The following is a 26,913-nucleotide window of genomic DNA, read 5'->3' as shown; positions in this document are numbered from 1 at the left end:
CGACAACGAAAAAGATTTGGGATTTGCCAGTCATGAATGCGAAGATTGCGGATAGCGAGATATTCACGCACGAGACAGCGGGCGGCATTGTTGTCGAACGCGTGCGCCATCTGACTGCTTATAAGGGAGCCATCGAGACTTATATCGATGCTCTCAATGAGCGGCGGGGGGCGGTCTTTTCCTCTAACTACGAATATCCGGGCCGCTACACGCGATGGGACACGGCAATTGTTGATCCGCCAGTCGTGATCACCTCACGCGCTCGTCAGATGCGTATCGAAGCGCTGAACAAGCGCGGCACGATCCTGCTGCGTCCGATCCTCAAGACGGTTCAAGCACTTGCCGAAGTGAAGGTCGATAAGGCCGATGAAGACCTTATCGAGCTGACGATTGCTGACCCTACAGGCACATTCATTGAAGAAGAACGCTCGCGTATGCCTTCGGTCTTTACCGTGCTGCGTGCGATTGTGGGCCTTTTCTTCTCCGAAGAAGATGCAAATCTCGGCCTTTATGGTGCATTCGGCTACGATCTCGCGTTCCAGTTCGATCCGATCGAATACAAGCTCAAGCGTCCTGATGATCAGCGTGATCTGGTACTTTTCATTCCTGATGAAATCTTTGTGGCCGACCACTATTCGGCGCGCGCATGGGTGGATCGCTACGAATTTGTCTGCGGTGGTTCTTCAACACATGATCTTGCACGGGCGACACCGGTGCAGCCATTCAAGCCTGCAGAGCGTGATCTGCCGCGTGGCGATCATCATCCGGGCGAATATGCCAAGCTGGTTGAACGCGCGAAGGAAAGCTTCAGGCGTGGCGATCTGTTTGAAGTCGTGCCGGGGCAGACTTTCTATGAGCGCTGCCACACGGCTCCTTCTGAAATCTTCCGTCGCCTGAAGTCGATCAATCCATCGCCTTATTCGTTCTTCATCAATCTGGGTGAAAATGAATATCTGGTTGGCGCTTCGCCGGAAATGTTCGTGCGCGTCAATGGTCGCCGCATCGAGACCTGCCCGATTTCCGGCACCATCAAACGCGGTGAAGATGCGATTTCAGATTCGGAGCAGATTCTGAAACTGCTCAACTCCAAGAAAGACGAGTCCGAGCTGACTATGTGTTCGGACGTCGATCGCAATGACAAAAGCCGGGTTTGTGAACCAGGTTCAGTGCGGGTGATCGGTCGCCGTCAGATCGAGATGTATTCACGCCTGATCCACACGGTTGATCATATTGAAGGTCGTTTGCGCGATGGTATGGATGCGTTTGACGGCTTCCTCAGTCATGCATGGGCTGTAACCGTAACCGGTGCACCAAAACTTTGGGCTATGCGCTTTCTCGAAGAAAACGAGCGCAGCCCGCGTGCGTGGTATGGTGGCGCCATCGGCATGATGCACTTCAATGGTGATATGAATACCGGGCTTACGCTGCGCACGATCCGCGTCAAGGATGGCGTAGCGCAGATTCGTGCTGGTGCTACGCTATTGTTTGATTCCAATCCCGAAGAGGAAGAAGCAGAAACCGAACTGAAGGCATCCGCAATGATTGCCGCGGTGCGTGAAGCACAGAAGAGCAATCAGGTTGCTGAAGAACGCGTTGCCGCAAAGGTGGGTGAGGGGATTTCGATCCTGCTGGTCGATCACGAAGATTCCTTCGTACACACACTCGCCAATTATTTCCGGCAGACGGGTGCAACGGTTGCGACTGTGCGTTCGCCGGTTGCCGAAGAAGTGTTCGACCGCATCAATCCTGATCTTGTCGTGCTGTCGCCCGGACCGGGTACGCCGCAGGACTTCGACTGCAAGGCGACCATCGACAAGGCGCGAAAGCGTCAGCTGCCGATCTTCGGTGTCTGTCTTGGGCTTCAGGCGCTGGCGGAAGCCTATGGCGGCACGTTGCGTCAGCTGCGCATTCCGATGCATGGCAAGCCGTCGCGTATCAGGGTTTCAAAGCCTGAACGCATTTTCTCAGGCTTGCCTAAGGAAGTAACGGTTGGTCGTTATCACTCGATCTTTGCCGATCCTGAACGTCTGCCGGATGATTTTCTGGTCACGGCGGAGACGGAGGACGGTGTCATCATGGCTTTCGAGCATAAGAAAGAGCCGGTTGCAGCGGTTCAGTTCCATCCCGAATCCATTATGACACTGGGTCACAATGCAGGCATGCGGATGATCGAAAACGTCGTGGTGCATTTTGCAGCTAAGCACAAAGCGCGTCGCACCAATTACTAATTGATTTTCTGACTCGTAACACAATCAACCGGCCGCGGTGAAAACTGCGGCCGGTTTTTTCGTTTATGGCCTTATAAAATCATGGTTTTTCAGAGCTGCTTTGGCGAACCATTTGCAACTGTAATGCATTGCATTCGCAAGAGAAAATTAAATGCGCGAAGTAAAAAAACAGGGTTTCGAAATTTGGATTTTATGGGCTATAGAACGGCTATCGAAATGCTGCTTACCGGCCACGCCGGAGTGAATGCGCAATAGGCTTCTCGTTAGCCTGAACCCGTCAGTCGGGATAAGAATTTAAGTATCTGAAGGTTTGTGATGGACGCGAGTGTAAAAGTTCGGCGGCTCGCCGCTTGGTCGATTCCTGTTGCGCTGGGCGTAATGGGGCTGAAATATCTGGCCTATGCGCTGACCGGTTCCGTGGCCCTTTATTCGGATGCCTTGGAATCCATCGTCAATGTAATTGCAGCACTTGGGGCCTGGTGGGCGATCAGCGTCAGTTATAAGCCAGCCGATGAGAACCACCCGTTCGGCCATCACAAGGCAGAATATATTTCGGCAGTTGTCGAAGGTGTGCTGATTACGATTGCAGCACTTTTGATTGCAAAAGAAGCATGGTCTGCGCTTGAGAATCCGCGTCAGCTTGATGAGCCATGGCTGGGCCTTGCGATCAACACAGGCGCTGCTGTCATCAACTGCTTATGGGCGCTGCTGCTCATTCGCACTGGTCGCAGTGCGCGTTCGCCTGCGCTGGAAGCAGATGGTCAGCACATTATGACTGATGTGTTTACGTCGGTAGGTGTTCTGGTGGGGCTTGTTGGAGCCGTCATTACGGGTTGGGCGATCCTCGATCCGCTGCTTGCCATTCTGGTTGCGATCAACATTCTCTGGCAGGGCTGGGGGGTTATCAATAAATCCGTACAGGGCCTGATGGATATCGGTGTCGAGCCTGCAGAGGAAATGCGGATTCGCGATGTGATTTCGGCCAATGCCGGTGGCGCAATTGAGGTTCATGATCTCAAGACCCGCATTGCAGGCCGCGTCACCTTCATCGAGTTTCATCTGGTTGTGGCTGCCGAAATGAGCGTGGGCGACGCGCACGTAATATGTGACCGAATCGAAGATGCACTGAAAATGCAGATCGAAAGCGCACGCGTTGTGATCCATGTTGAGCCGGAAGATGAGGCGAAGCTGCCGATAGGCACGAGTTCTGTGCCATTTGCCTAGAGCGCGTTTCGATCTGGTTTTATCAGATCGGCGCTCTAATCTTTATATTTGATGCGCATCCTATCCGAAAACCGCTGCGCACTTTTCGGGGTGCGCATGAAACAAATAGCGGCTTGCGCGTTTTGAACCTCGCGTGTAAAAGCGTGTCCATGGTTATGAAGAACGCAACATCTATGGAACATTCCGCAGCCGCTTCCAGCGCGCGCGTGAACGTTTGCGTTCTAAACTCGCTTCTTACCCTCGGCCTTAGCGGCGATCGCCGGGCTCGTTGAAAGGAGCGTCCGGCGGTCGATAACGATCCCGCCGACGTATGCTCCTTTCTCAAAATCCACATTTGAATTTTAAGACGAGATATCCGTGTCATTTGGGCAGTTAAGAACTGTCGAATAGGCCGGGAGGATGAGAAGACCATGAATCAGAACGTAAACACCTCGAATTCCGCCTCAAAACATGAGAGCCGAAACAAGGGTATGCCGGACGCGGCCGTAAAGTATTCGCCGTTTCCATTTCCAAAACTCGACGACCGTACCTGGCCGGCAAAACGCATTGAGAAAGCACCGATCTGGTGTTCGGTGGATCTGCGTGACGGCAACCAGGCCCTGGTTGACCCAATGGGCCACGACCGTAAGGAACGTATGTTCCGCTTGCTGGTCGATATGGGTTTCCCGGAAATCGAAATCGGCTTCCCATCGGCTTCGCAGACCGATTTCGACTTCTGCCGCTGGGCAATCGAGCAGGGCGATACGCCTGATACGGTCGATTTGCAGGTGTTGGTGCAGTGCCGTCCTGAATTGATTACGCGCACATTTGAATCGTTGGAAGGGGCTAAGACGCCGATCATCCACTTCTACAATTCGACCAGTGAATTGCAGCGTCGCGTCGTGTTCAACAAGGACGTCAAGGGCATCAAGCAAATTGCTACCGATGCTGCAAAGATGATCATGGACATGGCGGCAAAGGCGGGTGGCGGCTATCGCTTCCAGTATTCACCGGAAAGCTTTACCGGCACCGAATTGGATGTAGCGCTGGAAATCTGCAACGCAGTGACCGAGATCGTCAAACCGACGTCTGAGAACAAGCTGATCCTGAATCTGCCATCGACTGTCGAAATGAACACGCCGAACGTCTATGCCGATCAGATCGAATGGATGTGCCGCAACCTCGACAATCGCGAAAACCTGATCATTTCACTGCATCCGCATAATGACCGCGGTACGGGCATTGCTGCGACCGAGCTGGCCTTGATGGCGGGTGCTGACCGTGTCGAGGGCACGCTGTTCGGTAACGGCGAACGCACCGGCAATGTCGATGTGGTGACGCTGGCGCTCAATATGTACACGCAGGGCATCGATCCAGAGCTGGATTGCACTGACATCAATCGCATGAAAGATGTCTACGAATATTCGAACCAGCTGAAAATTGCGGAGCGTCATCCTTATGTGGGTGAGCTGGTTTATACAGCTTTCTCAGGCTCGCATCAGGACGCGATCAACAAGGGCATGAAGGTTCGCAAGACCGCTAATTCGCCGGTCTGGGAAGTGCCTTATCTGCCAATCGATCCGCAGGATGTCGGTCGTTCGTACGAAGCGATCATCCGCATCAATTCTCAGTCGGGCAAGGGCGGTATCGCTTACATTCTTCAGGCTGACTATGGCTTGAACCTGCCGCGTAATCTGCAGGTCGAGTTCCGCGAAATCATTCAGAACATCACGGATGAAGAAGGCAAGGAACTACCATCCAAGCGCATTCATGAAGAGTTCCAGAAGCTCTATGTTGAGCAGACGGAAGGCCGTATCAAGTTTGTGGATCACCATACCTATCCTGACCCAGAGCAGAAGGGTCGCCGTATCCTGACCGCTGAAATCACCGATAACGGCGTGACCAAGAATATTGAAGGCAAGGGTACAGGCCCGATTGATGGCTTCATTGATGCGCTGTCGAAATATCTCGGCGTGAAGATGTCGATTATCGATTATTCGGAGCATTCGCTAAAGCAAGGGTCGGACGCAGCCGCTATCTCTTATGTCGAAGTCGCCTATCCGGACGGCAAATTGTTCGGCGCCGGTATCAACGACAATATCGTGAGTGCCTCGCTTGAAGCAATCGTTTCAGCTGCCAATCGTGTCATTGGTAAGTAACAGAAGCCTTATGTTAAAGAGAAAAGGCGGCACAAAATGCCGCCTTTTCTCTTCTAGAGTTAGAGTGACCTTTAGCGCCGAAAGAGGCGCACGGCGCTCTAGAGCGTGTCGCGTTTAATCGCACTCATGGTGCTCGCTCTAGATACTTTTAATTGTCGCATGTTCGCGAAAGTTAAATGAATCCATTTAACTGCGACATGCTTCTAATAAAGTTCCTGCTCTGAAATCTTGATGATGCGCTCGCTCTCATCTTCGATGCCGTGTTGTTCCCAATGGCACAGCCAGCCGCCCTGCGGCTTACGGTCGATGTTGAAGATATTGTAGCGTGCAGGCGGCTTATGCCCGCCGAAATTCTGGCTGGCAGATGGCACGCAGATAACTGGCACTTTTCCGTTGGGCCCATCAATGTCGTAACGGGTCGCGAGATGCGTATGGCCATGAATGACCAGCTCGGCACCATGCTTGCGAATGACCTTTTGAAACCTGCGAATACCATAAAGCCGCTTATGCGTGGGGGTTGCACCATGGATCGGTGGATGGTGGATCATCACAATGCGGAAAAGTCCCCGTGCGCCTGCCTCATCGAGCGCCGTGGCCAGACGCTTGGCCTGTGCGGATTTAAAATCGCCACTGGCCATGAAGGGAGCTGTCGCGCGTGCAGAGGAGACGCCGATCATCGCCACGGGCCCGCGTTCTCGCATATAGGGGAATATCGGTCGCTCGTCGTGGTTGTCTATGCCATCGCCGCGCATCCATGGTTCCCATTTACGGCAGGATTTGTCGAGCGCACCTGGAACATAAGCATCGTGATTGCCGGGCACAACGGAAACATCGTCGGGGTTGCCGAGGCCGGCAAGCCAATCATGGGCGATATCGATTTCCAGATTAAGCGCCAGATTGACAAGATCGCCAGTGACCGCAATATGATCGGGGTTCTGCGCCAGCATATCGGCAATCAGGCTGTCCAGCACTGTGCCGTGCATTGCGTTCTTACGGTTTCGCAGCCAGTTGATATAGCCGGTAATACGTTTTGACGCCAACTCGCGATAGCGAATACGTGGCAGAGGTGACAGGTGGATGTCTGAGATATGGGCAAGCCGAAACATATAGTCGGTGTACTGTATTATTATTTAATCCGAAACCGTGTTTAGCGACTTTTTGTTGATGTATTTGTAGCACTGTTCGAAGAACAGAATATTTTGTCCGCATTTGCCTAACGCAAAACCTCTATGCAGTTTTGTTGGAAATGCTCTTGGAGTGACGGTATGCGCTTCCGCCATTTTTTGTTTCATACATATTTCTTAATGAGGCGTCCAATGACGTTGGGCGTCAGAGCGATTGTTTTCGATGAGAAGAAAAACTCCGTATTTCTGGTGAAGCATACTTACGTGCCCGGTTGGCAGTTGCCCGGTGGCGGTGTTGATAGCGGCGAGACATTCGGTCAGGCGCTTGAAAAGGAATTGCGTGAGGAGGGTAATATTTACCTCACTGGTCGGCCAGAGCTTTTCGCCCTTTACAAGAATGCACATGCCTCAAAGCGAGACCATGTGGCGCTTTATGTCTGTCGGGCGTTTGAGCAGGCGGAGCCCAAACAGCGAGACAGAGAAATAGCGGAAGCAGGTTTTTTTCCGCTGGACGATCTGCCAGAAGGCACGACGCCTTCAACAAAACGGCGCTTGCAGGAAGCGCTCCATGATCTCGAACCGCTGCCAACGTGGTAATGAAAGGGCGCTTTCGCGCCCTTATTATTAGAGATTAGAAGCGGTAGGTGATACCCGTACCAATCAGCCAAGGATTGAGCTTGGCCTTGCCGCTGACCTGAGTGCCGCCAGCCAGTGTTGCGTCGAATTTTGGTTCGAGGAACAGCTTCTTCACATCGAAGTTGATACCCCAATGTTCATCGATCATGTAGTCGAAACCAACCTGAAGCGCGCCACCAAACGTGTTCTTGACCTTGAGATAATCGACGCCAGCCGCATCTTGATTAAAGAACATGGTGTAGTTCACGCCTGCGCCGACATATGGCTTGAATGCGCCAAAGTTGGTGAAATGATACTGCATGGTCAGGGTTGGAGGCAGCATCCAGACTTTGCCGATCTTGCCCAAACCTTCAATGGAACCCGTGCCATTGATATTGGCATAGGTCGTGCCGAGGATGAGTTCAGCGGCCAGATTGTCGGTGAAGTAGTAGGTGATATCGAGTTCTGGTGTGATTGACTTCGAGTAATCGAGGCCAGAGCCATCAACGCCGTTCACATAGCCCTTGTTTTCGGCAATGACGCCTAACGCGCGCACACGGATCTGCCATGGCGTCAAAGCCTGTGGGACGGCAATGATCTCGGTTGCTGGCTGGGCGACGATCGCATCAGCGGCGAATGCGGCTGGTGCTGCAAAGGTCAGCGCGGTTGCGGCCAGAAGCCCTTTGGCAAAGCGGTTCATCATTCTCTCCTTCAAGTCTTGGGTAGTGATGCGGGCAATCTGAACCGCGTCGCGAGACGCCCCATTGATCAAGATCAAAGAGGCGCCCAAGATTTGAGGAAGTACTGATGTTCCAGTCAGACTGTTGCAGGAAAGGCTCAGTTACCTATTCTAGAGCGTGTCGCGTTTAATCGCATCCATGTGCTCGCTCTAGATTCGTTTAATTGTCGCATGTTCGCGAACGTTAAATGAATCCATTTAACTGCGACATGTTTTAGCTCGATCATGCGGTGATGAGAAATCGATATCCGGACCAAGCGGAACGATGCCTGTAGGGTTGATCGTCTTGTGACTGCGGTAATAATGGCCCTTGATGTGCTCCATATTGACGGTCGGTGCCACACCGCGCACCTGATAGAGCTCGCGCGTATAGTTCCACAGGTTCGGATAATCAGCGATGCGACGCAGATTGCATTTGAAATGGCCGACATAGACCGGATCAAAGCGCAAGAGCGTCGTGAACAGACGCCAGTCGGCTTCTGTCAGGCTTGAACCCGTCAAATATCGTTGTGTTGAAAGCGTATCTTCCAGTTTGTCGAGTGCATTGAACAATTGGCCGAATGCTTCTTCATAGGCATCCTGTGTGGTGGCAAAGCCCGCACGATAGACGCCATTGTTGATGTTCGGATAGATGAAGTCGTTCAGCGCATCAATCTGGCTGCGTAATTGCTCTGGATAAAAATCAAGCGACGCATCACCAAACGCATTAAAAGCGGTGTTGAGCATACGAATGATTTCCGCAGACTCGTTGGAAACGATGGTCTCGCGCTGCTTGTCCCAAAGCACAGGCACGGTCACGCGACCCGAATAATGCGGGTCGGCCCGGGTGTAGATTTCATGCAGGCGCTTTGATCCATAAAGCGCGTCACCTGTGCTGCCTGTCGTTCCAAAAAAGGTCCAGCCTTCTTCCACCATCAATGCATCCACCACCGATACGGAAATAACGTCTTCAAGCTTTTTTAGGGCGCGGAAGATCAGCGTGCGGTGCGCCCACGGACAGGCGTAGGATACATAGAGATGATAGCGGTTGGGCTCGGCCTTAAAGCCGCCTTCGCCGCTTGGGCCTGCACTGCCATCTGCTGTGACCCAATTTCTGAACTGCGATTTTGAGCGTTCGAAGCGGCCTTTGGTGTTTGCAGTATCATACCAGACATCGTGCCACTTGCCGTCTACCAGAAGTCCCATGTGATTTCTCCTTTTGATAAGGAAAATAGTGGGAAAACTGCCATTTGACAGCCTCTCAAGCCGTGAACAGTGCGTAACGGTGCCAAAAAGGTAAGTCGGAGCCTCCATTTTGAAAGAAATTGTTTTACCTCTAACCAATTTGGTGCTAGGCAACTGTCAAATTGCGGCATCATCCATTTTCCCGCCGCGAAGGAGAGAACTATGACCGGAATGCGTTTCATCCGACGATGAAATTAGAACTGTGCTCAACGCGCGCAGAATGCATTCCATTGGCTTCATTTGGCCGTCGACTTCTCCTTAGGCAATTTTACCCATGCAGCAGCTTGAACTGACCTACGCGCAGGAAGATCCTGCGCACGACATCGAGATCGAAGACATGAATGCAGAAGCATTCGGCCCCGGTCGTTTCACCCGTGCAGCGCATTTTATTCGGGAAGGCGGTCCCCACGACCACAACCTGTCTTTTGTTGCGCTGATGGGCGGTATCGTGATCGGGTCGCTGCGTATGACGCCGGTTGTCGTTGGTAAGACGCCAGCCTTGCTGCTGGGACCTCTTGCCGTACGGCCAGATTGGAAAAAGCGCGGCATCGGTGGCACTCTGATGCGGATGTCACTGGAAGCAGCCAAGAATGCGGGTCATCAACTGGTCATTCTTGTCGGGGACCAGCCTTATTATGGGCCGTTCGGATTTAATATGGTGCAGCCGGATTCGATGATTATGCCTGCGCCAGTCGATCCTCGGCGGATGCTCGCTTGTGAGCTTGCTCCCGGTGCGCTGACTGGCGTCAGCGGCATCGTGCGCCACGCCAATAGAGCATAGCGCGGTGTTCGCGAAGACGGTTTAACGCCCTTCGCGATACCACATGCTACCGAATATGAAGAGCAGTGCGGCGAGAGCCGCCAGGCCAGAGAACAATGGCAGGCGATTTACGCTCTTTAGCTGGGTGTCCGATGTCTCACGCAGACCGATCCAGTCGTTGCCGCTTGCAGAGCGACCAGCGCCGACAGCCGTGATAGCGGGTACCTGAATCGAGCTGTTGGCACTTGCATGCACGCGATGAACCGATCCGCCGGTCGCATCGGCAAGTGGCTTCAAATGATCTGGTGTGGAGATGCTGTCCAAAAATTCAGGCGCGTCGACCGGCCCCACGTGGGCAAGCGTTTCATAGTCGCCGTTTTTAATGCGGAAGATACCGATTTCGTCGGTCTGCAACGTAGCATCAAACAGGCCCGGTTTGTTTTGTGTGAGATTGACTTGCAGTTCTTTGCCGGAAGGCGTGGTGACTGAAGCTGTGCCGGGATTGTCGCCCATCGTCTGACGATGAATGGTCAGCGTGCGACCATTGCCGCCAGCGGTCAGGGCTTCTTCTTCAAGTTCCGGTTCCTGCATCAGCCAGTGGGCGATACGGCGATAGAGTGCGGCATAAGGGCCGCCACCTTCAAATCCACGCGCCCAGAGCCAACCCTGATCAGACAGGAACATGCCGACGCGGCCCTTGCCAACACGGTCGAGTACTAGAAGCGGCTTGCCGTCGGCCCCACTCATGACGGTTTCACCGCGCGGTTGGCCAATATCGATGGTACGGAACCAGCGGCTCCAATGTGGCGGCTCCTGGTCACTACCATCAAGACCACGCGTGACGGGATGGCGTTTGCCAAGATCGGTCAGGCGCGGATAAAAGGCCTTTTCCGTGAGAGTGCCGGTCGGCATCGCGGGTAGAGCGCTATAAAGCGGTGTGCGCGCAATCGACATGTCGCCCGCATATTCGGGACCAGCGGCGACCAGCAAAGCGCCGCCATTTTCCACATATTGCGCGATATAATCATAGTAAAGCAGCGGCAACACATCACGATGCTGATAGCGATCAAGAATGATGAGATCGAACTCATTGACCTTGTCGACGAAAAGCTCGCGCGTTGGGAAGGCGATCAGAGAAAGCTCGTTTATCGGTGTCCCGTCCTGCTTTTCAGGTGGGCGCAAAATGGTGAAGTGGACGAGGTCTACTGCTGCGTCAGATTTCAGGAGATTGCGCCATGTGCGCTCACCATTGTGCGGTTCACCCGATACGAGCAACACACGCAGGTTCTCGCGAATGCCGTCGACTGTGGCGACCGCACGATTGTTGGCATCCGTCACTTCGCCGGGAAGGGTTGGAGTGACAATCTCAACAATGTTGACGCCTGCGCGCGGCAGTTCGATGGTGACAGGGGTCTCCTGACCGACCTGTGCCTGCTCTTCACTAACGGCTTCTCCGTTGACGCGAATTTCCACAGGAGCAGAGCTTCCAAGGCTCTTGCCTTCATCGATGACGGTGAAAGACATTTCCATGGGCTTGCCGCTGATGCCATAGCGCGGAGCTTTGTTGAAGCGAATGCGGCGGTCAAATTCGTCCGGTTTGCCCGTAACCAACGCATGAACGGGTGCATCGAAGCCAAGGGCATTTTTGTTGGCCGGAATGTCGTGCACCTGACCATCGGTGATCATGATTGCGCCAGCCACGCGTGACGGTGGCACATCCAGCAACGTGCGGGCGAGTGGGCCGAACAAACGGGTCGCATAACCGTCTTCGTTCTCGCCCGGCTGTGCTGCTTCAACCACGCGCGTTTCAAACTGCGGCATGGTTGCAAGCTGGTCCTGCACGGCCTTAAGAGCCGCATCTGTATCAGCCCGACGGTTGCCCAGTTCCTGGCTCTGGCTGCGATCAACAACAAGGGCGACGACGCTTTTAAGCGACTCACGTTCTTCACTGATGATCACCGGATTGAGCAGTGCCAGCGCTAGGGCTGCGGCTGCAAGCAAACGGATGAACCCACCGCGCATGCGAAAGACAATCGTTGCCAGTATGAGCAATGCTAGTGGGACCAGAATGCCAATGAGCCATGGCAGGGAGAGGAACGGTTCGAAATCGATATTCATGTTCATCACCCTAATTACCAAGCCGCTCAAGCAGGGCCGGAACATGGACCTGATCGGATTTGTAATTGCCGGTGAGCATATACATGACAATATTCACGCCGCCACGGATCGCATAAATGCGCTGCATTGGATCATTCGGTACTGTCGGCAACATCGGGTTGCCTTGTTCGTCCACTGCCCATGCACCTGCAAAATCATTAGCAGTGATCATGATCGGTGAAACACCGTCGCCTGTGCGCACAGGCCTGTCCTGTGCTGCATTGGTGGGCGCGGTTGCCTCTACCCAAAGCGGGCTGCCTTCATAGCGACCGGGAAAATCCGGCATGATAAAGAAGGATTTGGTTAGCACATGATCGTCTGGTACAGGCTCAAGTGCTGGAACATTCATACCGTTGAGAATGGCGCGTAAGCGTTGGTTGGCTGGTGACGCAGCCGGATCAAGACTAGCGCCTGCCTGCAACTGGTCACGCGTATCGAACAAAACCGTGCCACCCTGCTGCATATAGGCGTCTACCTTGGCGATGGCCTCGGGACTTGGCATTTGGGCATCGGGATCAATCGGCCAATAGATCAGAGGATAGAATGCGAGTTCGTCCTTGGCAGGATCGACACCTATCGGATCACCTGGTTCCAGTGCTGTCTTGTCCAACAGAGCAAAGCTTAAACCGCGCAGGCCGGCTTTGCTAATATCATCGGTCGCGGCATTACCAGTGATGATATAGGCCAGATGTGTTTTCGAGACAGAGTTGATAATTGCCTCATCGCCCGGCTTGCTGTCGTCATGCGTTTGCGGCTCTTGCGCGCGCGCTGAAGGGGTCGCTGCGGGGATCAGACTGATGGCCGAGGTTGCTGCAATCAATATAGCGATACCTGCAACTTTCGAACGAATTTTCATACGGCGGCGGAATGCACCACGCAGCCAAAGCATCAGCAATGTGTCAAGAGCCAGCAGCATGGCGGCTGCCGCGAAAAATGGGCCGCGCAGCGAAATCGATTGATCAGCACTGTAAGATGTCGGGGTTATACCGACAGAAAGTGCAGGTTGGCTGATTGGCTGAAGCTTGATGTCATTACCCTCGAAGATATTCAATGCTTTCAGACCGTCTTCATTGCCGTAAAAACCGGGCGGCGTGTTGATACTCACATCGGGCAGTTTGTCTTTTTCCACAATCAAGGGTTTTGCTTCCGATGATGGAGGGGCCAGTTCACCAGACGCCGAAAGGAGTTGGAACGGTGGCAGCGAAATGGATTGCTGATTATCTTGTGAGCCCATGCGCTGCGACAGCGTTACGATGCGGCGCAACATATCGACAAACGACCCGGAAATCGGCAGGCTCGACCATGTTGCATCAGGTGAAATGTGGAAGAGCACGACATTGCCGCGACCGCGACTCTCGCCGGTAACAAGTGGTGTTCCGTCTGCCAGCGTCGCATAGGCCTTGTCGTTGAGATCGAAAGACGGTTCAGCGAGAACCTGCCGGTTGACCGTCACATCATCAGGAACAGAAAGGCCAGAAAAGGGGCCTTTCTCGGAAAATGAACGTAGTTTCTGAGGCTCTGACCATGACAAGGTACCACCGAGTGCGCGTTCTCCCTTGCGAAGACGGACAGGCAGTAGCGGATCATTTTCGCTGGCACCTGCCAAGCGAGGTCCGGCAAAGCGGACCAGCGTACCACCATCCTCGATCCAGTTTGCAAGCTGTTCTTCAACGGGCTTAGGCAAAGTGCCGATGTCGGCCATGATCAGAATGGACGGCTTGGCATCCAGCAATTCCGGTATCGTCTTCATCAGATCCGCGGAACGCGGTTCGATCAGATTAGCAAAGGGTGACAGCGCACGCGAAATATAATGAAGCGGAGACAGTAGCGGTTGCGCGAGATCCCCATCACCGCTGGCCAGAAGGCCAATGGTTCGGCGTTCTGAACCGGCATCAATCAGGCGCACGGCAGCTGCCTGTTGAACTCCATCGACACGGATCAAGCGGAAATCGTTGCGCAGTTCCACCGGCAGGCTAAAGTGGGCGGTGCCCGCCTTGCTACCCACCGCGAAGGATAACGGGGCTTCCGCGATACGTCGGCCTTTGTCGTCGTAAGCTGAAGCCGTGAGCGTGCGAGGTATGGCTATGCCGTCGGGACGAATGGCTATGGCTTCAAGACTGTCGGCCTTATTCTCAATGCCGGTCAATGCAAAAACGTGATTCAGATCAGCGGCATACCAAAGGACAGAAGCGAGGCGATCATTCTGATCGAGCTTTGTGAAAGCGTCTTTATCGGTGGCCTGCGCCAAGCCATCATTCATGAAAGCCAGGCGGATTTTCTCTCCCTGTGGCACAGTCAACGCAAGGCGGTCCAGTGTGGCTTTACGATCAACGGGGATGGGGCGCGGCTGCAAGGCTTGCAGGCGCTCGGTCGCGCGATTGCCGTCATAAGGGCCGATCTCAGCATTTGCAGGTTCTGCGGTTCCAAGCACATAAATTTGCGTATTGGTGGTCCCGGCATCTGCAATCAGCTTTTCCGCAGCTGTTACACGCTGTGTCCATTCTTCGGCTGATGCCCAACCATTATCAATAACGATTGCCAGCGGTTCTTTGCCGGAAAGCGCGATAGGGCGCGGGTTCCAGACCGGCGAAGCAAGGGCGAGAATAACTGTTGCTGCGATCAGAAGACGCAGAAGTGTCATCCACCATGGGCTTTTGGACGGCACTTCTTCGCGTTTGAAGACCTGTGCAAGAATTCGTAGCGGCGGGAATGTTTCTTCCTGTGGGCGTGGTGGCGTCATGCGCAGCAACCACCAGATAACCGGCAGTGCGATAAGGCCAGCCAGAATTAACGGCGATCCGAATGCGAGCGGAAGAAAATTCATTTGCGCGAGCCTCCCCAAGAGGGGCCTTGTGAGGACGCGCTTAGAGCATCATGCAGTCTCGACAGTGCCTGTGTGGCGGGTGTGTCGGTACGATGCACTGTAAAGCTCCAACCAAGACGTCTGCAAAAATCTGCCAGCGTATCCCGACGGGCTGTATAAAGGCGACGATAGTCTTCAGCATAGGTTTCGGCGCGGCCTGCGACCAGAGTGGTACCCGTTTCAGGATCGCGAAACTCGGTGCGACCGGAATAAGGGAAAGTTTCCTCTGCGGGGTCTGCAACTTCCACCAAATGCGCGCGCACGCCACGGCGCGCCAAATTATCGAGCAATTCCGTCAACTCATCCAATGGGTGCAGGAAATCGGAAATGAGAACCACTTCGGAAAAGCGGCGTATCTGATCAATGTCGGGTAAAGGTCGAGCGAAACTATCATGCATCAGGGCGCCCGCCAGACGTTCCGCGCCATTGCGCGCAGAAAAGGGTTGCAACAAGGATGGAAACGCGATGCGTTCGCCGGAGCGGGAAAGTAGTTCTGCCAGAGCCAAGGTGAGTACAAGCGAACGCGCTTCTTTTGAAACAGGCGAGAGCTGCGAGCGATAAAGCATGGAAGGTGAGAAATCGCACCACAGCCAGACGGTATGCGCCGACTCCCATTCGCGGTCACGCACATAGGTATGATCGTCTCGCGCTGAACGTCGCCAGTCGATGTGCGCGAGAGATTCGCCCTGAACATAAGGTCGGAACTGCCAGAAGTTTTCGCCGGGACCGCGCTTGCGGCGGCCATGCCAGCCGTTCATCACAGTGTTGACGACACGCTGCGCTTCAACCAGCAGATCAGGAATACTGGATGCCCGCGCACGTGCACGAGCCAGCGTATCCTTGCGATCTGACGATGAAACTTCCGCGCCGATCACCATTAGGCAGCAACCTTCACCAGATTGGCAATGACATCGCGAACATGCATGCCATCAGCTCGGGCAGCAAAATTGAGTGCCATTCGATGCTGAAGAACGGGCTCGGCCAATGCTTTCACATCATCGATGGATGGCGCGAGACGACCCTCGTAAAGTGCACGTGCACGGGCGCAGAGCATCAGTGCCTGGCTGGCGCGTGGTCCCGGTCCCCATGCAATGTGCTTTCTTGCATGGTCATTGTCAGCATCGGGCCGTGCTGAGCGTACGAGTTTCAGGATCGCATCGACGACGCTTTCGGAAACCGGCATGCGACGCACAAGCGCCTGCATCTGACGTAGACGATCCGCATCAAGAATTGAATAAGCCTTCGCCTCGGTTACGCCTGTGGTTTCAAGCAGGATGCGACGTTCCGCGTCCAGTTCAGGATAGAGAATATCGATTTGCATCAGAAAGCGATCAAGCTGCGCTTCAGGCAGAGGATAGGTGCCTTCCTGCTCCAGAGGGTTCTGCGTGGCAAGCACGTGGAACGGGGCTGGCAGGTCATAACGCTGACCGGCAACGGTCACGTGATATTCCTGCATGGCCTGCAAAAGGGCGGACTGGGTGCGCGGCGAGGCACGGTTGATTTCGTCAGCCATCAGAAGCTGGGTGAAGATCGGCCCCTTGAGATAACGGAAGGAACGGCGACCGTCTGGGTCCTGCTCCATCACTTCGGAACCGATAATGTCGGAGGGCATCAGGTCTGGTGTGAACTGGATACGCTGGCCCGACAGGCCAAGAACAGTTCCCAGAGTTTCGACAAGTTTCGTCTTCGCAAGGCCGGGCACGCCAACGAGCAGCGCATGACCACCCGCGAGAATGGCTACGAGTGCGCGTTCGATGACGCTTTCCTGCCCGAAGATAACCGTGCCGATATTTTCCTTGATGCGAGCGATGTCAGCGAGGGCGCGTTCGGCTTCGGCAATAATTTCATTGGAAGCGGTTGGTGGGGTAGCGGCTTCGGGCGTAACAACAACGCTCATAGGGACCTCGCAATATTTCCGCCTATGATTTGGCGGAGAACCGGACTTAAGGCGACTGCCTCTGAAATTTAAATCGCACTATAATGCTGACAAGCCGTGAAACGGTGACTATTTCATGACTCTAAGCATTTTAATCACATTCGAGCAGGAATAACCGAGTCGGATGACAAAAAGCACCCCTAACGGCAAACAAGAGCCGCAAAGTTCAATGAAGGCGGCTGCAAGTACCAGCGGACTGGAAGCTCTGATTGCGCGCGCCCACGCTGATGCGCATAGCGGCCCAGCGACGAATGAACGGGGAATTCCGCCTGTGGAACGCTGGAACCCTGAGTTTTGCGGCGATCTGGATATGGAAATTCGCGCAGATGGCACCTGGTTCTATATGGGAACACCCATTGGACGCCCTCAGCTCGTGCGACTGTTTTCGACCGTCTTACGCAAGGACGAAGACGGAAAAACTTATCTTGTAACGCCGGTGGAAAAAGTCGGAATCCGGGTGGAAGACGCACATTTCCTCGCTGTTGAAATGCAGGTTTCGGGCGAGGGAGAGGGGCAGAAGCTGATTTTGCGGACCAATGTCGGAGATGTGATCGAAGTGGGTGATGAGCATCCACTACGCTTTATCCTCGAAAAGGAAAGCGGTGGTCTCAAACCTTATGTGCTTGTTCGCGGTCGATTGGAAGCATTGCTGACTCGGGCTGTGATGTATGATCTCGTAGCGCTTGGCGAAGAGATCGAAGTCGATGGCGTGACAATGTTTGCGGTGCGTTCAAACGGCGTGGTTTTTCCAATCATGCCTGTCGATGCACTGGAGGCCGCACTGCAATGAATAACCGTGCATCTCATCTGTTTCCGGCGTTTTCAGCGGGTGATTTTGCCGAGCGCGTGCGCAACTGGCAGCCGGATCATGATGATCTGACTGGCGATCATTTGCTGAATCCGGAATTCACGCAAGCCATGATCACATCTAAAATGCGCGATGCCGCCGTGCTCGTGCCGGTGGTGGATCGTGGACCAGAATCGACATTGTTGCTGACGCGGCGCACTGAAAAATTGCGCAAGCATTCCGGTCAGATTGCTTTTCCGGGTGGTGCGATCGACCCTGAAGACGGTACGGCTGAAAATGCAGCGCTACGAGAGGCCAATGAGGAAATCGGTCTTATCTCCGAACGGGCAGAAATCATCGGACATATGCCGCGCTATCTGACCGGCAGCGGGTTTTCGATCACCCCTGTTCTGGCGGTCGTTAACACGCCATTCGATGTTTATCCCAATCCAGACGAGGTGGCGGACATCTTTGAAGTACCGCTTTCATTTCTCATGAACCCGGCCAACCATCGGCGCGAAAGCCGACTGTTCAACGGTGAGGAACGTTTTTATTACGCAATGCCATATCACGAACGATTCATCTGGGGCGCGACCGCAGGGATCATTCGCGGACTTTATGAAAGGCTCTACGCTTGAGCGAGACACTCATTCATTCCATCAATATTTCTAGCCGTGCCGACTGGCTGAAGGCGAAGCCACTTCAGGCGCTTTTTGCAGCATTGAACCGTGATGGTGGCGAGGCGCGCGTGGTCGGCGGAGCTGTGCGCAACACGCTGCTGGGTACAAAAGTCAGTGATATCGACTTGGCCACCACGCATCTGCCGCAGGATACTGTACGACTTGCTCAGGAAGCAGGCTTCAAGCCCGTACCAACTGGTATTGAGCATGGCACGGTGACGGTTGTCGTTCAGGGACAGCCGTTTGAAGTGACAACACTGCGTAAGGATATCGAAACCGATGGTCGCCATGCAAAAGTGGCTTTCGGTACCGACTGGAAGACGGACGCCGAGCGACGTGATTTTACGATCAACGCGCTTTATGCAACGGTTGATGGCGAGGTCATCGATTTTGTCGGTGGGCTGGCTGATATCGAAACGCGGACGCTGCGTTTCATTGGTGATGCTGAAGCGCGCATCCGGGAAGATTACTTACGTATCCTGCGCTTTTTCCGTTTCTTTGCATGGTATGGTTCGGGTCGTCCCGAAACCGATGGTCTGCGCGCCAGTGCGCGTCTCAAGGATGGCCTTGATCAGCTTTCTGCCGAGCGGGTCTGGTCTGAACTTAAAAAGCTCCTTGCTGCTCCCGATCCTTCGCGGGCGCTTTTGTGGATGCGGCAGGCTGGTGTCCTCACCGCCATTCTGCCTGAAAGTGAAAAATGGGGCATCGATTCAATCCATGGCCTGGTGCGCACGGAAGGCGATCTTGGCTGGCCTATAGATGCCTTGTTACGGCTTGAAAGTATAATCCCGCCCGATACGGCACGCGTCAATGCTATGGGCAAACGACTGAAAATGTCGAACGCAGAACGGGCGCGGCTCGAAGCATGGGCACGCACTGAAATTATCAAGCCGGAAATGTCTGAACAGGCGCTGAAAAAGCTCGTTTATCGTGGCAGCAAGCAGGCGGTCCTGGATCGCATTCAGCTCAGCTATGCTCAAGCACGCAATGAAGCGATCGGCAGTGATGAGGCCATGATCCGTGCGGGCGGTTTTGCCCGCCTGCTTGACGCTGTTCAAAGCTATGAAGCGCCGGTGTTCCCGGTTACGGGTGGCGATCTTCTTCGCCTTGGCTTCGAGAAAGGCCCCGTTTTGGGCGAAAAGCTGCGCGAGTTGGAAACTCTCTGGATTGACTCAGGTTTTAGTCTTGACCATGAAGCGCTTCTGGACAAACTTGATCGCAATAAAATGAACGATTGACGGTTGATTATACAAAATCATGCCGCGATTTTCTGAGTTTATATCGTAAGTTCGGTTTTAAGCGCCTGATTTGAAAGAGCAATGAATGTCCACTTCCGATACCTCGACTTCGCAGAATACGGCCACTGACCCCAAGCAGAATTTTGGCACGGACGGTATCGCACCTATGGAGCGTCCGGGTGCGGTTACACGTTTCTTCATGGGAATTGTTGCATGGGCGGAGCGGCTTAATCTCAAATACGCAAAGCTTGGCAATCCGCCAGTATATGACAATGCTATTTTCCCATGGGTGGCAGAAGTCGAGAAGGCATATCCGGCTATCCGTGCGGAGCTGGAAAAGGTTCTGCTGCGCCAGAGTGAATTGCCATCCTTTCAGGATATTTCCTCAGACGTGAAGACAATCTCGACGGATAATCATTGGAAGACGTTCTTCCTGCTTGGTTTTGGCGTGAAGTCGGAACAGAACGTTCACGCTTGTCCCAACACATGGAATGCCGTGCAGAAAATTCCCGGCTTGACCACCGCTATGTTCTCGATCTTTGAACCGGGCAAGCATCTGCCGCCGCACCGAGGCCCTTACAATGGCGTGTTGCGTTTGCATATGGGCATGATTGTACCGGAGCCTGCCGATAAGCTCGCGATCCGGGTCGATAAACAGGTCTGCCATTGGCAGGAAGGCAAGGTTCTTATTTTCGATGATGCCTATGAACATGAGGCATGGAACCATACCGACCATACGCGTGTGGTGTTGTTTGTCGATTTCGTAAAGCCGCTGAAGTTTCCGGCCCGCTTCGTAAATTGGGCTTTGATGAATCTTGCAATCTTTACGCCCTTCATCAAGGAGGGGTTGGACAACCACAATGAGTGGGAAAAGAAGTTTTATGCGGAGGCTGAAAAGCTCCGCAACCAGCCAAAAGCCTGAACGATTTGACTTTAAGCTACAGCACTCTTAAATAATCTTCGGGAGGGCTCTTGAGCCCTTCTGTCGTTTGTACCCCACTATTAAATCTGGGTCTGCGTTAAGAGGAATTGTTGATGCTGGAGATTGTCGGAAGCCTCTGATCGTTCCGAATAACTGCGCGTTTTAATCCACGCAGATGTTCAGGGACGGAAATGGCATTGGCCGTGGGCAAATCTTTGTTTGTCCACGCAGGCCGGTGCTTGTCATGGTTTCCATCCAGGCATTAACGACAATGAATATCTCACGCATTGAACAGCGCGTGCTACACGTGCTGGCGCAGGGCGGTTACATCCGCCATTTGCGCGAAGACCGACGTATCTGCGAAATCGAATGTTATACCCGCGAAGGTTATCTACTTTCCGATTGTACAATGGTTGTTTTCCAGCAATTGCGACGGAAGCGGCTGATCGAATCTCGGGCTGGCGACGCGTATCGCATTTCGCTCAAAGGACGCATCAACGTCCGCGCACAAGCCAATAATCGATGAAGGAGAGCATGATGCTTATCCGCAAGGAGCAACCAGAGGACACGGCTGCAATCCGTCGCCTGACTGAAGAGGCGTTTCGTTCGGTGCCGTATAGTAACCAGAAAGAGGCGGCCATTATTGATGCGCTTCGTTCGGCATCGGCGCTGATCTTGTCACTGGTAGCAGAGGAGGAAGGCTTTCTTCTCGGTCACGTGGCTTTTTCGCCCGTACTCATCGATGGTGCCGATTGTGGCTGGTACGGGCTTGGCCCCGTCTCGGTCCAGCCGGGCAGGCAAGGTGAAGGGATTGGTAGCGCACTCATTCGAGAAGGTCTTTTGCGACTGAAGGAGGCAGGAGCCAAGGGCTGTGTCTTGCTCGGAGATTCCGGCTATTATCAGCGTTTTGGTTTCAAAGCTGATGATAGGCTCAGGCTTGAAGGTGTACCAGCGGAGTATTTCCAGTGCCTCGTTATCGAGGGGGAAATACCACGAGGCAACGTGAGCTATCACGCAGCATTCGACGCATAAAGAAAGGGCGGGAAATTCCCGCCCTTTTTAAATTCCCAGAACCTGTTACGGCCATTTCACCACAGGCGGCATGGACGACAGAATGGAATTCACATTGCCGCCGGTCTTGAGACCGAAGATCGTGCCACGATCATAGAGCAGGTTGAATTCCACATAGCGCCCGCGGCGGATGAGTTGCTCTTCGCGATCTTCAGGTGTCCAGTCCTTGTTGAAGTTCTGGCGAACCAGATGCGGATAGACGACCGAGAAACCACGGCCTACGTCGCGTGTGAACGCGAAGTCCTTGTCCCAGCCGCCCTGTTCTTCAGATGAATGCAGCCAGTCATAGAAGATACCGCCAATGCCGCGTGCCTCGTCACGGTGAGGCAGGAAGAAATATTCGTCGCACCATTCTTTGACTCGCTGGTAATCGACGATGTCTTTGTGCTTTTCGCAGATGAAGCGGAATGCTTTATGGAAAGCGAGTGTATCCGGGTCTTCCTGCGTGCGACGACGGTCGAGCACCGGCGTCAGGTCTGCACCACCGCCGAACCACTGGCGCGTGGTAACGACCATGCGCGTGTTCATGTGGACTGCCGGAACATTGGGATTTTGTGGATGCGCGATCAGCGAAATTCCACTGGCCCAATAGCGTGGGTCTTCTTCGGCGCCAGGTATCTGCTTGCGAAACTCTGGCGAGAACTCGCCATGAACAGTGGAGACATGCACGCCGACTTTTTCAAAGACACGACCATGCATGATGGACATGACGCCGCCACCACCATTGCCATCATCCTTCTGCCAGGGTGTGCGAACAAAGCGGCCCGGCTCCTGATCGGAAAGCTGTCCCTGCAAGTCGTCTTCGAGTTGCTCGAAGCTTGCACAGATACGATCGCGCAGCTCTTCAAACCAGTCCCGGGCGGCTTGCTTTTTTTCTTCGATATCTTGCGGGATGATTGCCGGAATTTCGTCGCGCTGCATTTTTGTATCCTCTCACGCAATGTACCGTGCGACTGGAGAAGTCGCGAAAATTCAAACTTCTATGTTTCTGACTTAGCAAAGTCCTGCAGTCTGGCAAAGCACGAAGACGTTGCACGTCGCGCGCATGATTTCCTCTCCCCAAGAAAAGACTCGTCATCAAGTCGTTGCTTCCCTATCTTATGCTACCTAGGGATTGGATATTCCTTGTTTCGGGAGGCTCCTGCATGACCGCATCACCGCCCCGACCACCGCTTGAAGGACTGCGCAAGCAGCTTGAAAAAGGCCGCGCGAACAAGAGCCGGCTTCCGCGCGATGGTTTCATCCGGGAAACATTTGCATTGCCGCGACAGGCTGCGCGTGAAAAGGCGCGTGAATGGTTTGAGACATTTCCCAAAGCTGCATACTGGACAGAAATAGAAAGCTGGTGCGAACGTCCCGACGATGTCATCGAATTTACGATGCGCCGTTTGCCGACATCGGATTAGCTTCGCGATCTGATTCAAAGCGCGGACTTAAGTCGTTGAAACGAGATTCAGATTAGCCATTTGTAGAAACCGCCCTCCGGCATTGCCGAAGGGCGGTTTCGTTTTTGAGTCGTTATAGCATTACGACTTTATTTTACTTCCGTCTGAGGAGCTTGCTCCCACGACTTCCAATCCTTGATGATGCTGTCGGCGTAGACTTTGCCAACGCGATAGGCATTGGTTGTGGCCAGCGGGAAGCCGCCCGACTTTGCTGCAAGCGATTGCGCCGCAGTCTGGTCTTTGCCCTGACGGTCAAAGTTAGAGGCAGTGCGCAATAGCGCAATACGGTCGTAATCTAGCTTGCCTGCGTCTGCAGCACGCTTGAGCGAAGTGAGTGTCGCATTGTCTTCCATTTGAGACGTGCAGTATTCGGCCTTGCCGTCGGTCAAAAGCTTCGACCACTGTTCCATGGCTTCGCCCAGCTTGGTGCCGTGCCAGTAAGTATCGCCCGATGCTGTATCGCAGATCGTGACCATTGGTGCGCTGGTCGCAGCTTTTTCCGTATAGTGCTTGCGATATTCCTTGGCATCGTCGCCGTCGAGAAGCTCGACGCCCTTGGTCTTTGCCAATGCGTAGTCGGCAAGTTTGCCGTTGAGTTCGAAGACTTCCGTGCCTGCGGCCCATTTTGGCTTTTCGCCCGGCTTTTCAGCGCCAAGGCCGAAGAAGTCAGTCGGCCAGCCTTCAGGCGCTTCGCGAATATCAATGCGATGGTTGAGGTTGGCATCAACTGCGTATTTCGCCCAATGCGCGGAACCCAGTGTGCCGTGCTTTGGATCAACGCCTGCAATGCCTGCGATGAGGAAATAGGTGTGCGTGAGATCAAGCTTGTCGCTGAGCGCCATTGCGGTGACCGCGCTTGCTGCATTGGCGAAGCCCATGGCCGTCGTCATATGGCAGAGGCCTTCGGCTGTGCAATCGACCTCAGGATATTCAGGGCTCAGGCCCGGCAGTTTCAGCTTCTGCGTGAACTTCTCGCCTTCCAGCCATGGCTTGGCTTCTTCGCCAAACATGGTGATGACCATGACCTTTGGCGAAATGGTTTCGGCACCTTGAGCGAATGCAGGTGCTGCTGCGAGCATAGACAGCGCGGACGCAGCAAAGGTGAGATTGCGGAGCGATGACTGCATCGAATGATAGCCTTTCAGACCGGAGATTAAAGAAGGGGCGCCCGGCACAACCGGCATTGTGCAAAGCTTATTGAACATGCTTCGGGAACTGATTCCGCTTGCCCGTCTAAGCGTTTGAAACGGAATCGAGTTCCAGTTTTTGCTGGCGCATAGCTTCGCCTGCGGTTAGCGCTACGGAAACCGCAAGATTTAGGGATCGTGCGCCCGGTACCATGGGTATAATCAGCCGTGCATCAGCGAGATCCTGAATGCTGTCCGGTACACCGGCAGATTCACGCCCAAAGAGCAGGATGTCATTTTTCTGAAACTGATAATCCGTATAGCCAACTGCAGCTTTGGTTGAAAGCAACACAAGGCGTTTGCCTGCCTGCAGGCGCCAGTCATTGAAATGTTGCCAGTCGGCATGGCGGGTGAGGGCAGCCTGTTCCAGATAATCCATACCGGCGCGTTTTAGCGATCTGTCGGAAACGTCAAAACCCGCAGGCTCGATCAGGTCCACCGCGAAGCCAAGGCATGCGGCCATGCGCAGGATGGTTCCCGTATTGCCGGGAATGTCAGGCTGGTAAAGAGCGATACGCAGTTCCATATGAGGCGGGTAACTCACAAACTCTGTTGCTGCAAGTACAGAGAACGAATGTTCCCATGACGTCAACACATCAATCGTGCGCGATAACGCTGCGGTGAGCAAAACTGTCCTCTAATCACAAAAATATTCCCTTTTTGTTCCTATTCCGCCTTGGCAATTTTTGCTGAGGCACATAAAAGGATCGCCATGTTTAGATGGTTTGAAAAACGACTCGAAGCCTATCCCGAAGAGCCTCCACGCGAACCTCCGCGCGGACTGGTGGCCTTCTGCCTTTACTATACCCGTGGCGCATGGCCATGGATTATCGGCATGGCAATTTTCACAACACTGATCGCGATCATCGAAGTGTCGCTCTTTGCCTTCATGGGCAATATCGTCGACTGGCTTTCACATCAGTCGCGCGAAACGTTCCTGAGCAACGAAGGCTGGCGGCTTGCGATGATCGCAGGCGTTGTACTTGTCGGCTTGCCTGGTGTGGTGCTGGTCCATTCGCTGCTCATTCACCAGACGTTGCTTGGCAACTATCCGATGCGCGTGCGCTGGCTGATGCATCGCTATCTGATCCGTCAGTCCATGTCGTTCTTCCAGGACGAGTTTGCCGGGCGTATCTCGACCAAGCTGATGCAGACCGCGCTCGCGGTGCGCGAAACGGTTATGAAACTGCTCGACGTGCTGAACTATGTCATCGTCTATTTTGCGGGCACGCTGTTCATTGCAGCGTCCGCAGACATTGTTCTGATGATCCCGTTTGCGGTCTGGCTAATCGTCTACATGATCTTGCTGCGCTTCTTCATTCCGCGTCTGCGTGTGATTTCCGAAGAGCAGGCCGATGCGCGTTCGTCGATGACCGGGCGTATCGTCGACAGCTATACCAATATTGCGACGGTCAAACTGTTCTCGCATTCAAGCCGCGAAGAGTCTTACGTCAAGGAAAGCCTCGATGGCTTCCTTGGTACAGTGCATCGCCAGATGCGGCTCATCACGATGTTCCATTTCACACTCTATATGGCTAACTGTATTTTGCTGTTTGCCGTGGGTGCGATTGGCATCAAGCTCTGGATGAATGAAGCGATCTCCGTTGGTGCGGTGGCTGTTGGTATCGGCCTTGTGCTGCGTCTCAACGGCATGTCGCAGTGGATCATGTGGGAAATGTCTGCACTGTTCGAGAATATCGGAACAGTAGAAGACGGTATCACAACGATTGCTCGTGCTCACGAGGTGGTGGACGTGCCGAATGCGCCTGCGCTGCATGTCAGCAAGGGTGCGCTGGATTTCGACAAGATCGGGTTTCACTACGGCAAGGGCAAGGGCGTTATTGAAGGTTTGTCACTCGACATCCAGGCTGGACAGAAGATTGGCCTCGTCGGTCGTTCGGGTGCGGGTAAATCCACGCTGGTCAATCTGCTGCTGCGCTTCTACGATCTCGAAAAGGGCCGCATTCTGATTGACGGCCAGGACATTTCCAAGGTCACGCAGGACTCGCTTCGTGCAAGCATCGGCATGGTCACACAGGACACATCGCTTCTTCATCGTTCCGTACGTGAGAACATCATGTATGGCCGACCTGATGCCACCGAAGAAATGGTCGAGCGCGCAATCCGTCTGGCACAGGCTGATCAGTTCATTCCGCTGCTGACTGACGCGAAAGGTCGGCGTGGGCTTGATGCCCATGTCGGTGAACGCGGCGTGAAGCTTTCCGGCGGACAGCGTCAACGTATCGCGATTGCGCGTGTGATGTTGAAGGATGCGCCGATCCTCATTCTGGACGAGGCAACCTCTGCGCTCGACTCGGAGGTGGAAGCGGCCATTCAGGACAGCCTCAACACGCTGATGGAAGGCAAGACGGTTATTGCGATCGCGCACCGTCTTTCGACCATCGCGGCGCTTGATCGTCTGGTCGTGATGGACAAGGGCCAGATTGTTGAAGATGGGACGCATGAGGAACTTGTTGCGCTCGGCGGCATTTATGCCGGACTATGGGCACGACAGTCGGGCGGCTTCCTCGGATTTGACGAACAGGCCGAAGCAGAGATGGCAAAGTAAGGATTA

The 26,913-nt window shown here is 54.0% G+C and carries 23 protein-coding genes; 13 read left to right on the top strand and 10 right to left on the bottom strand.

Annotation, left to right across the window (positions count from 1 at the left end):
- Positions 1-32 precede the first annotated feature (32 nt).
- From CES85_RS17755 to leuA, 3 genes are all read left to right on the top strand, one after another.
- Positions 33-2,228, top strand: a complete 2,196-nt coding sequence (locus CES85_RS17755) for an anthranilate synthase component I (RefSeq protein ID WP_095447128.1) — start codon at positions 33-35, stop codon at positions 2,226-2,228.
- Positions 2,229-2,543: 315 nt separating this feature from the next.
- A complete protein-coding gene (locus tag CES85_RS17750) occupies positions 2,544-3,452 on the top strand; it encodes a cation diffusion facilitator family transporter (protein WP_095447127.1) in 909 nt (302 codons plus the stop codon).
- Between the two features lie 410 nt (positions 3,453-3,862).
- Positions 3,863-5,590 carry a 2-isopropylmalate synthase gene (leuA, locus tag CES85_RS17745; RefSeq protein WP_095447126.1) on the top strand — a complete coding sequence of 576 codons (1,728 nt, stop codon included), beginning with the start codon at positions 3,863-3,865 and terminating at the stop codon, positions 5,588-5,590.
- A 203-nt stretch (positions 5,591-5,793) separates the two neighbouring features.
- Here leuA and CES85_RS17740 read toward each other — a convergent pair whose 3' ends face one another.
- Positions 5,794-6,696: a metallophosphoesterase family protein gene (locus CES85_RS17740; RefSeq protein ID WP_095447125.1), complete on the bottom strand. Its 903-nt coding sequence runs from the start codon at positions 6,694-6,696 to the stop codon at positions 5,794-5,796.
- 159 nt (positions 6,697-6,855) lie between these two features.
- Between CES85_RS17740 and CES85_RS17735 the strand changes: the two genes are divergently transcribed.
- Positions 6,856-7,311 (top strand): NUDIX domain-containing protein, encoded by a 456-nt coding sequence (locus CES85_RS17735; protein WP_095447124.1) that lies wholly within the window; start codon positions 6,856-6,858, stop codon positions 7,309-7,311.
- Positions 7,312-7,345: 34 nt separating this feature from the next.
- Here the strand turns inward: CES85_RS17735 and CES85_RS17730 are convergent, their stop codons facing one another.
- Complete coding sequence (locus CES85_RS17730) at positions 7,346-8,029, bottom strand: OmpW/AlkL family protein (protein ID WP_095447123.1); 684 nt, start codon at positions 8,027-8,029, stop codon at positions 7,346-7,348.
- A 237-nt stretch (positions 8,030-8,266) separates the two neighbouring features.
- Positions 8,267-9,253, bottom strand: coding sequence for a glutathione S-transferase family protein (locus tag CES85_RS17725; RefSeq protein ID WP_095447122.1), 987 nt, complete (start codon positions 9,251-9,253; stop codon positions 8,267-8,269).
- Between the two features lie 313 nt (positions 9,254-9,566).
- Between CES85_RS17725 and CES85_RS17720 the strand changes: the two genes are divergently transcribed.
- A complete protein-coding gene (locus CES85_RS17720) occupies positions 9,567-10,073 on the top strand; it encodes a GNAT family N-acetyltransferase (protein ID WP_095447121.1) in 507 nt (168 codons plus the stop codon).
- 21 nt (positions 10,074-10,094) lie between these two features.
- Here the strand turns inward: CES85_RS17720 and CES85_RS17715 are convergent, their stop codons facing one another.
- From CES85_RS17715 to CES85_RS17700, 4 genes are read right to left on the bottom strand one after another with little or no spacing between them, the layout of a single operon-like run.
- The gene (locus CES85_RS17715; protein WP_095447947.1) at positions 10,095-12,170 is read right to left on the bottom strand and encodes a hypothetical protein; all 2,076 of its coding nucleotides are present in this window, start codon (positions 12,168-12,170) and stop codon (positions 10,095-10,097) included.
- A 10-nt stretch (positions 12,171-12,180) separates the two neighbouring features.
- Positions 12,181-15,033, bottom strand: coding sequence for a DUF4159 domain-containing protein (locus CES85_RS17710; protein WP_095447120.1), 2,853 nt, complete (start codon positions 15,031-15,033; stop codon positions 12,181-12,183).
- The gene (locus tag CES85_RS17705; protein ID WP_095447119.1) at positions 15,030-15,950 is read right to left on the bottom strand and encodes a DUF58 domain-containing protein; all 921 of its coding nucleotides are present in this window, start codon (positions 15,948-15,950) and stop codon (positions 15,030-15,032) included. Before CES85_RS17705 ends, CES85_RS17710 begins: the two co-directional genes overlap by 4 nt.
- Positions 15,950-16,969, bottom strand: a complete 1,020-nt coding sequence (locus CES85_RS17700; protein ID WP_095447118.1) for an AAA family ATPase — start codon at positions 16,967-16,969, stop codon at positions 15,950-15,952. The genes CES85_RS17705 and CES85_RS17700 overlap by 1 nt, the downstream gene beginning before the upstream one ends.
- 163 nt (positions 16,970-17,132) lie before the next feature.
- Between CES85_RS17700 and CES85_RS17695 the strand changes: the two genes are divergently transcribed.
- From CES85_RS17695 to CES85_RS17670, 6 genes are all read left to right on the top strand, one after another.
- Positions 17,133-17,798, top strand: a complete 666-nt coding sequence (locus CES85_RS17695; protein WP_095447117.1) for a DUF1285 domain-containing protein — start codon at positions 17,133-17,135, stop codon at positions 17,796-17,798.
- Positions 17,795-18,433, top strand: a complete 639-nt coding sequence (locus tag CES85_RS17690; protein WP_095447116.1) for a CoA pyrophosphatase — start codon at positions 17,795-17,797, stop codon at positions 18,431-18,433. The genes CES85_RS17695 and CES85_RS17690 overlap by 4 nt, the downstream gene beginning before the upstream one ends.
- Positions 18,434-18,444: 11 nt before the next feature.
- Positions 18,445-19,713 carry a CCA tRNA nucleotidyltransferase gene (locus tag CES85_RS17685; protein ID WP_404901451.1) on the top strand — a complete coding sequence of 423 codons (1,269 nt, stop codon included), beginning with the start codon at positions 18,445-18,447 and terminating at the stop codon, positions 19,711-19,713.
- 85 nt (positions 19,714-19,798) lie between these two features.
- On the top strand, positions 19,799-20,635 hold the full coding sequence (olsC, locus tag CES85_RS17680) for an ornithine lipid ester-linked acyl 2-hydroxylase OlsC (protein ID WP_095447115.1): 837 nt from the start codon (positions 19,799-19,801) through the stop codon (positions 20,633-20,635).
- A gap of 271 nt (positions 20,636-20,906) precedes the next feature.
- A complete protein-coding gene (locus tag CES85_RS17675; protein WP_095447945.1) occupies positions 20,907-21,161 on the top strand; it encodes a YjhX family toxin in 255 nt (84 codons plus the stop codon).
- An 11-nt stretch (positions 21,162-21,172) separates the two neighbouring features.
- A complete protein-coding gene (locus CES85_RS17670) occupies positions 21,173-21,667 on the top strand; it encodes a GNAT family N-acetyltransferase (protein WP_095447114.1) in 495 nt (164 codons plus the stop codon).
- A gap of 45 nt (positions 21,668-21,712) precedes the next feature.
- Here CES85_RS17670 and hemF read toward each other — a convergent pair whose 3' ends face one another.
- A complete protein-coding gene (gene hemF, locus CES85_RS17665; RefSeq protein ID WP_095447113.1) occupies positions 21,713-22,627 on the bottom strand; it encodes an oxygen-dependent coproporphyrinogen oxidase in 915 nt (304 codons plus the stop codon).
- Between the two features lie 224 nt (positions 22,628-22,851).
- Between hemF and CES85_RS17660 the strand changes: the two genes are divergently transcribed.
- On the top strand, positions 22,852-23,112 hold the full coding sequence (locus CES85_RS17660; protein ID WP_095447112.1) for a hypothetical protein: 261 nt from the start codon (positions 22,852-22,854) through the stop codon (positions 23,110-23,112).
- A 128-nt stretch (positions 23,113-23,240) separates the two neighbouring features.
- Here the strand turns inward: CES85_RS17660 and CES85_RS17655 are convergent, their stop codons facing one another.
- Together CES85_RS17655 and CES85_RS17650 are read right to left on the bottom strand one after the other, a co-directional pair.
- Entirely contained in the window at positions 23,241-24,278 is a 1,038-nt protein-coding gene (locus CES85_RS17655; RefSeq protein WP_095447944.1) for a purine-nucleoside phosphorylase, read from the bottom strand.
- A gap of 106 nt (positions 24,279-24,384) precedes the next feature.
- A complete protein-coding gene (locus tag CES85_RS17650) occupies positions 24,385-24,864 on the bottom strand; it encodes a tRNA (cytidine(34)-2'-O)-methyltransferase (protein ID WP_095447943.1) in 480 nt (159 codons plus the stop codon).
- A gap of 186 nt (positions 24,865-25,050) precedes the next feature.
- Here CES85_RS17650 and CES85_RS17645 point away from each other — a divergent pair, with 186 nt between their 5' ends.
- Positions 25,051-26,907 carry an ABC transporter ATP-binding protein gene (locus CES85_RS17645; RefSeq protein WP_095447111.1) on the top strand — a complete coding sequence of 619 codons (1,857 nt, stop codon included), beginning with the start codon at positions 25,051-25,053 and terminating at the stop codon, positions 26,905-26,907.
- Positions 26,908-26,913 lie beyond the last annotated feature (6 nt).

The organism is Ochrobactrum quorumnocens, assembly GCF_002278035.1.
GTDB lineage: Bacteria > Pseudomonadota > Alphaproteobacteria > Rhizobiales > Rhizobiaceae > Brucella > Brucella quorumnocens.
Note: the sequence above shows the minus strand (reverse complement) of the source record. Positions and strands in the feature narration are given on the sequence as shown.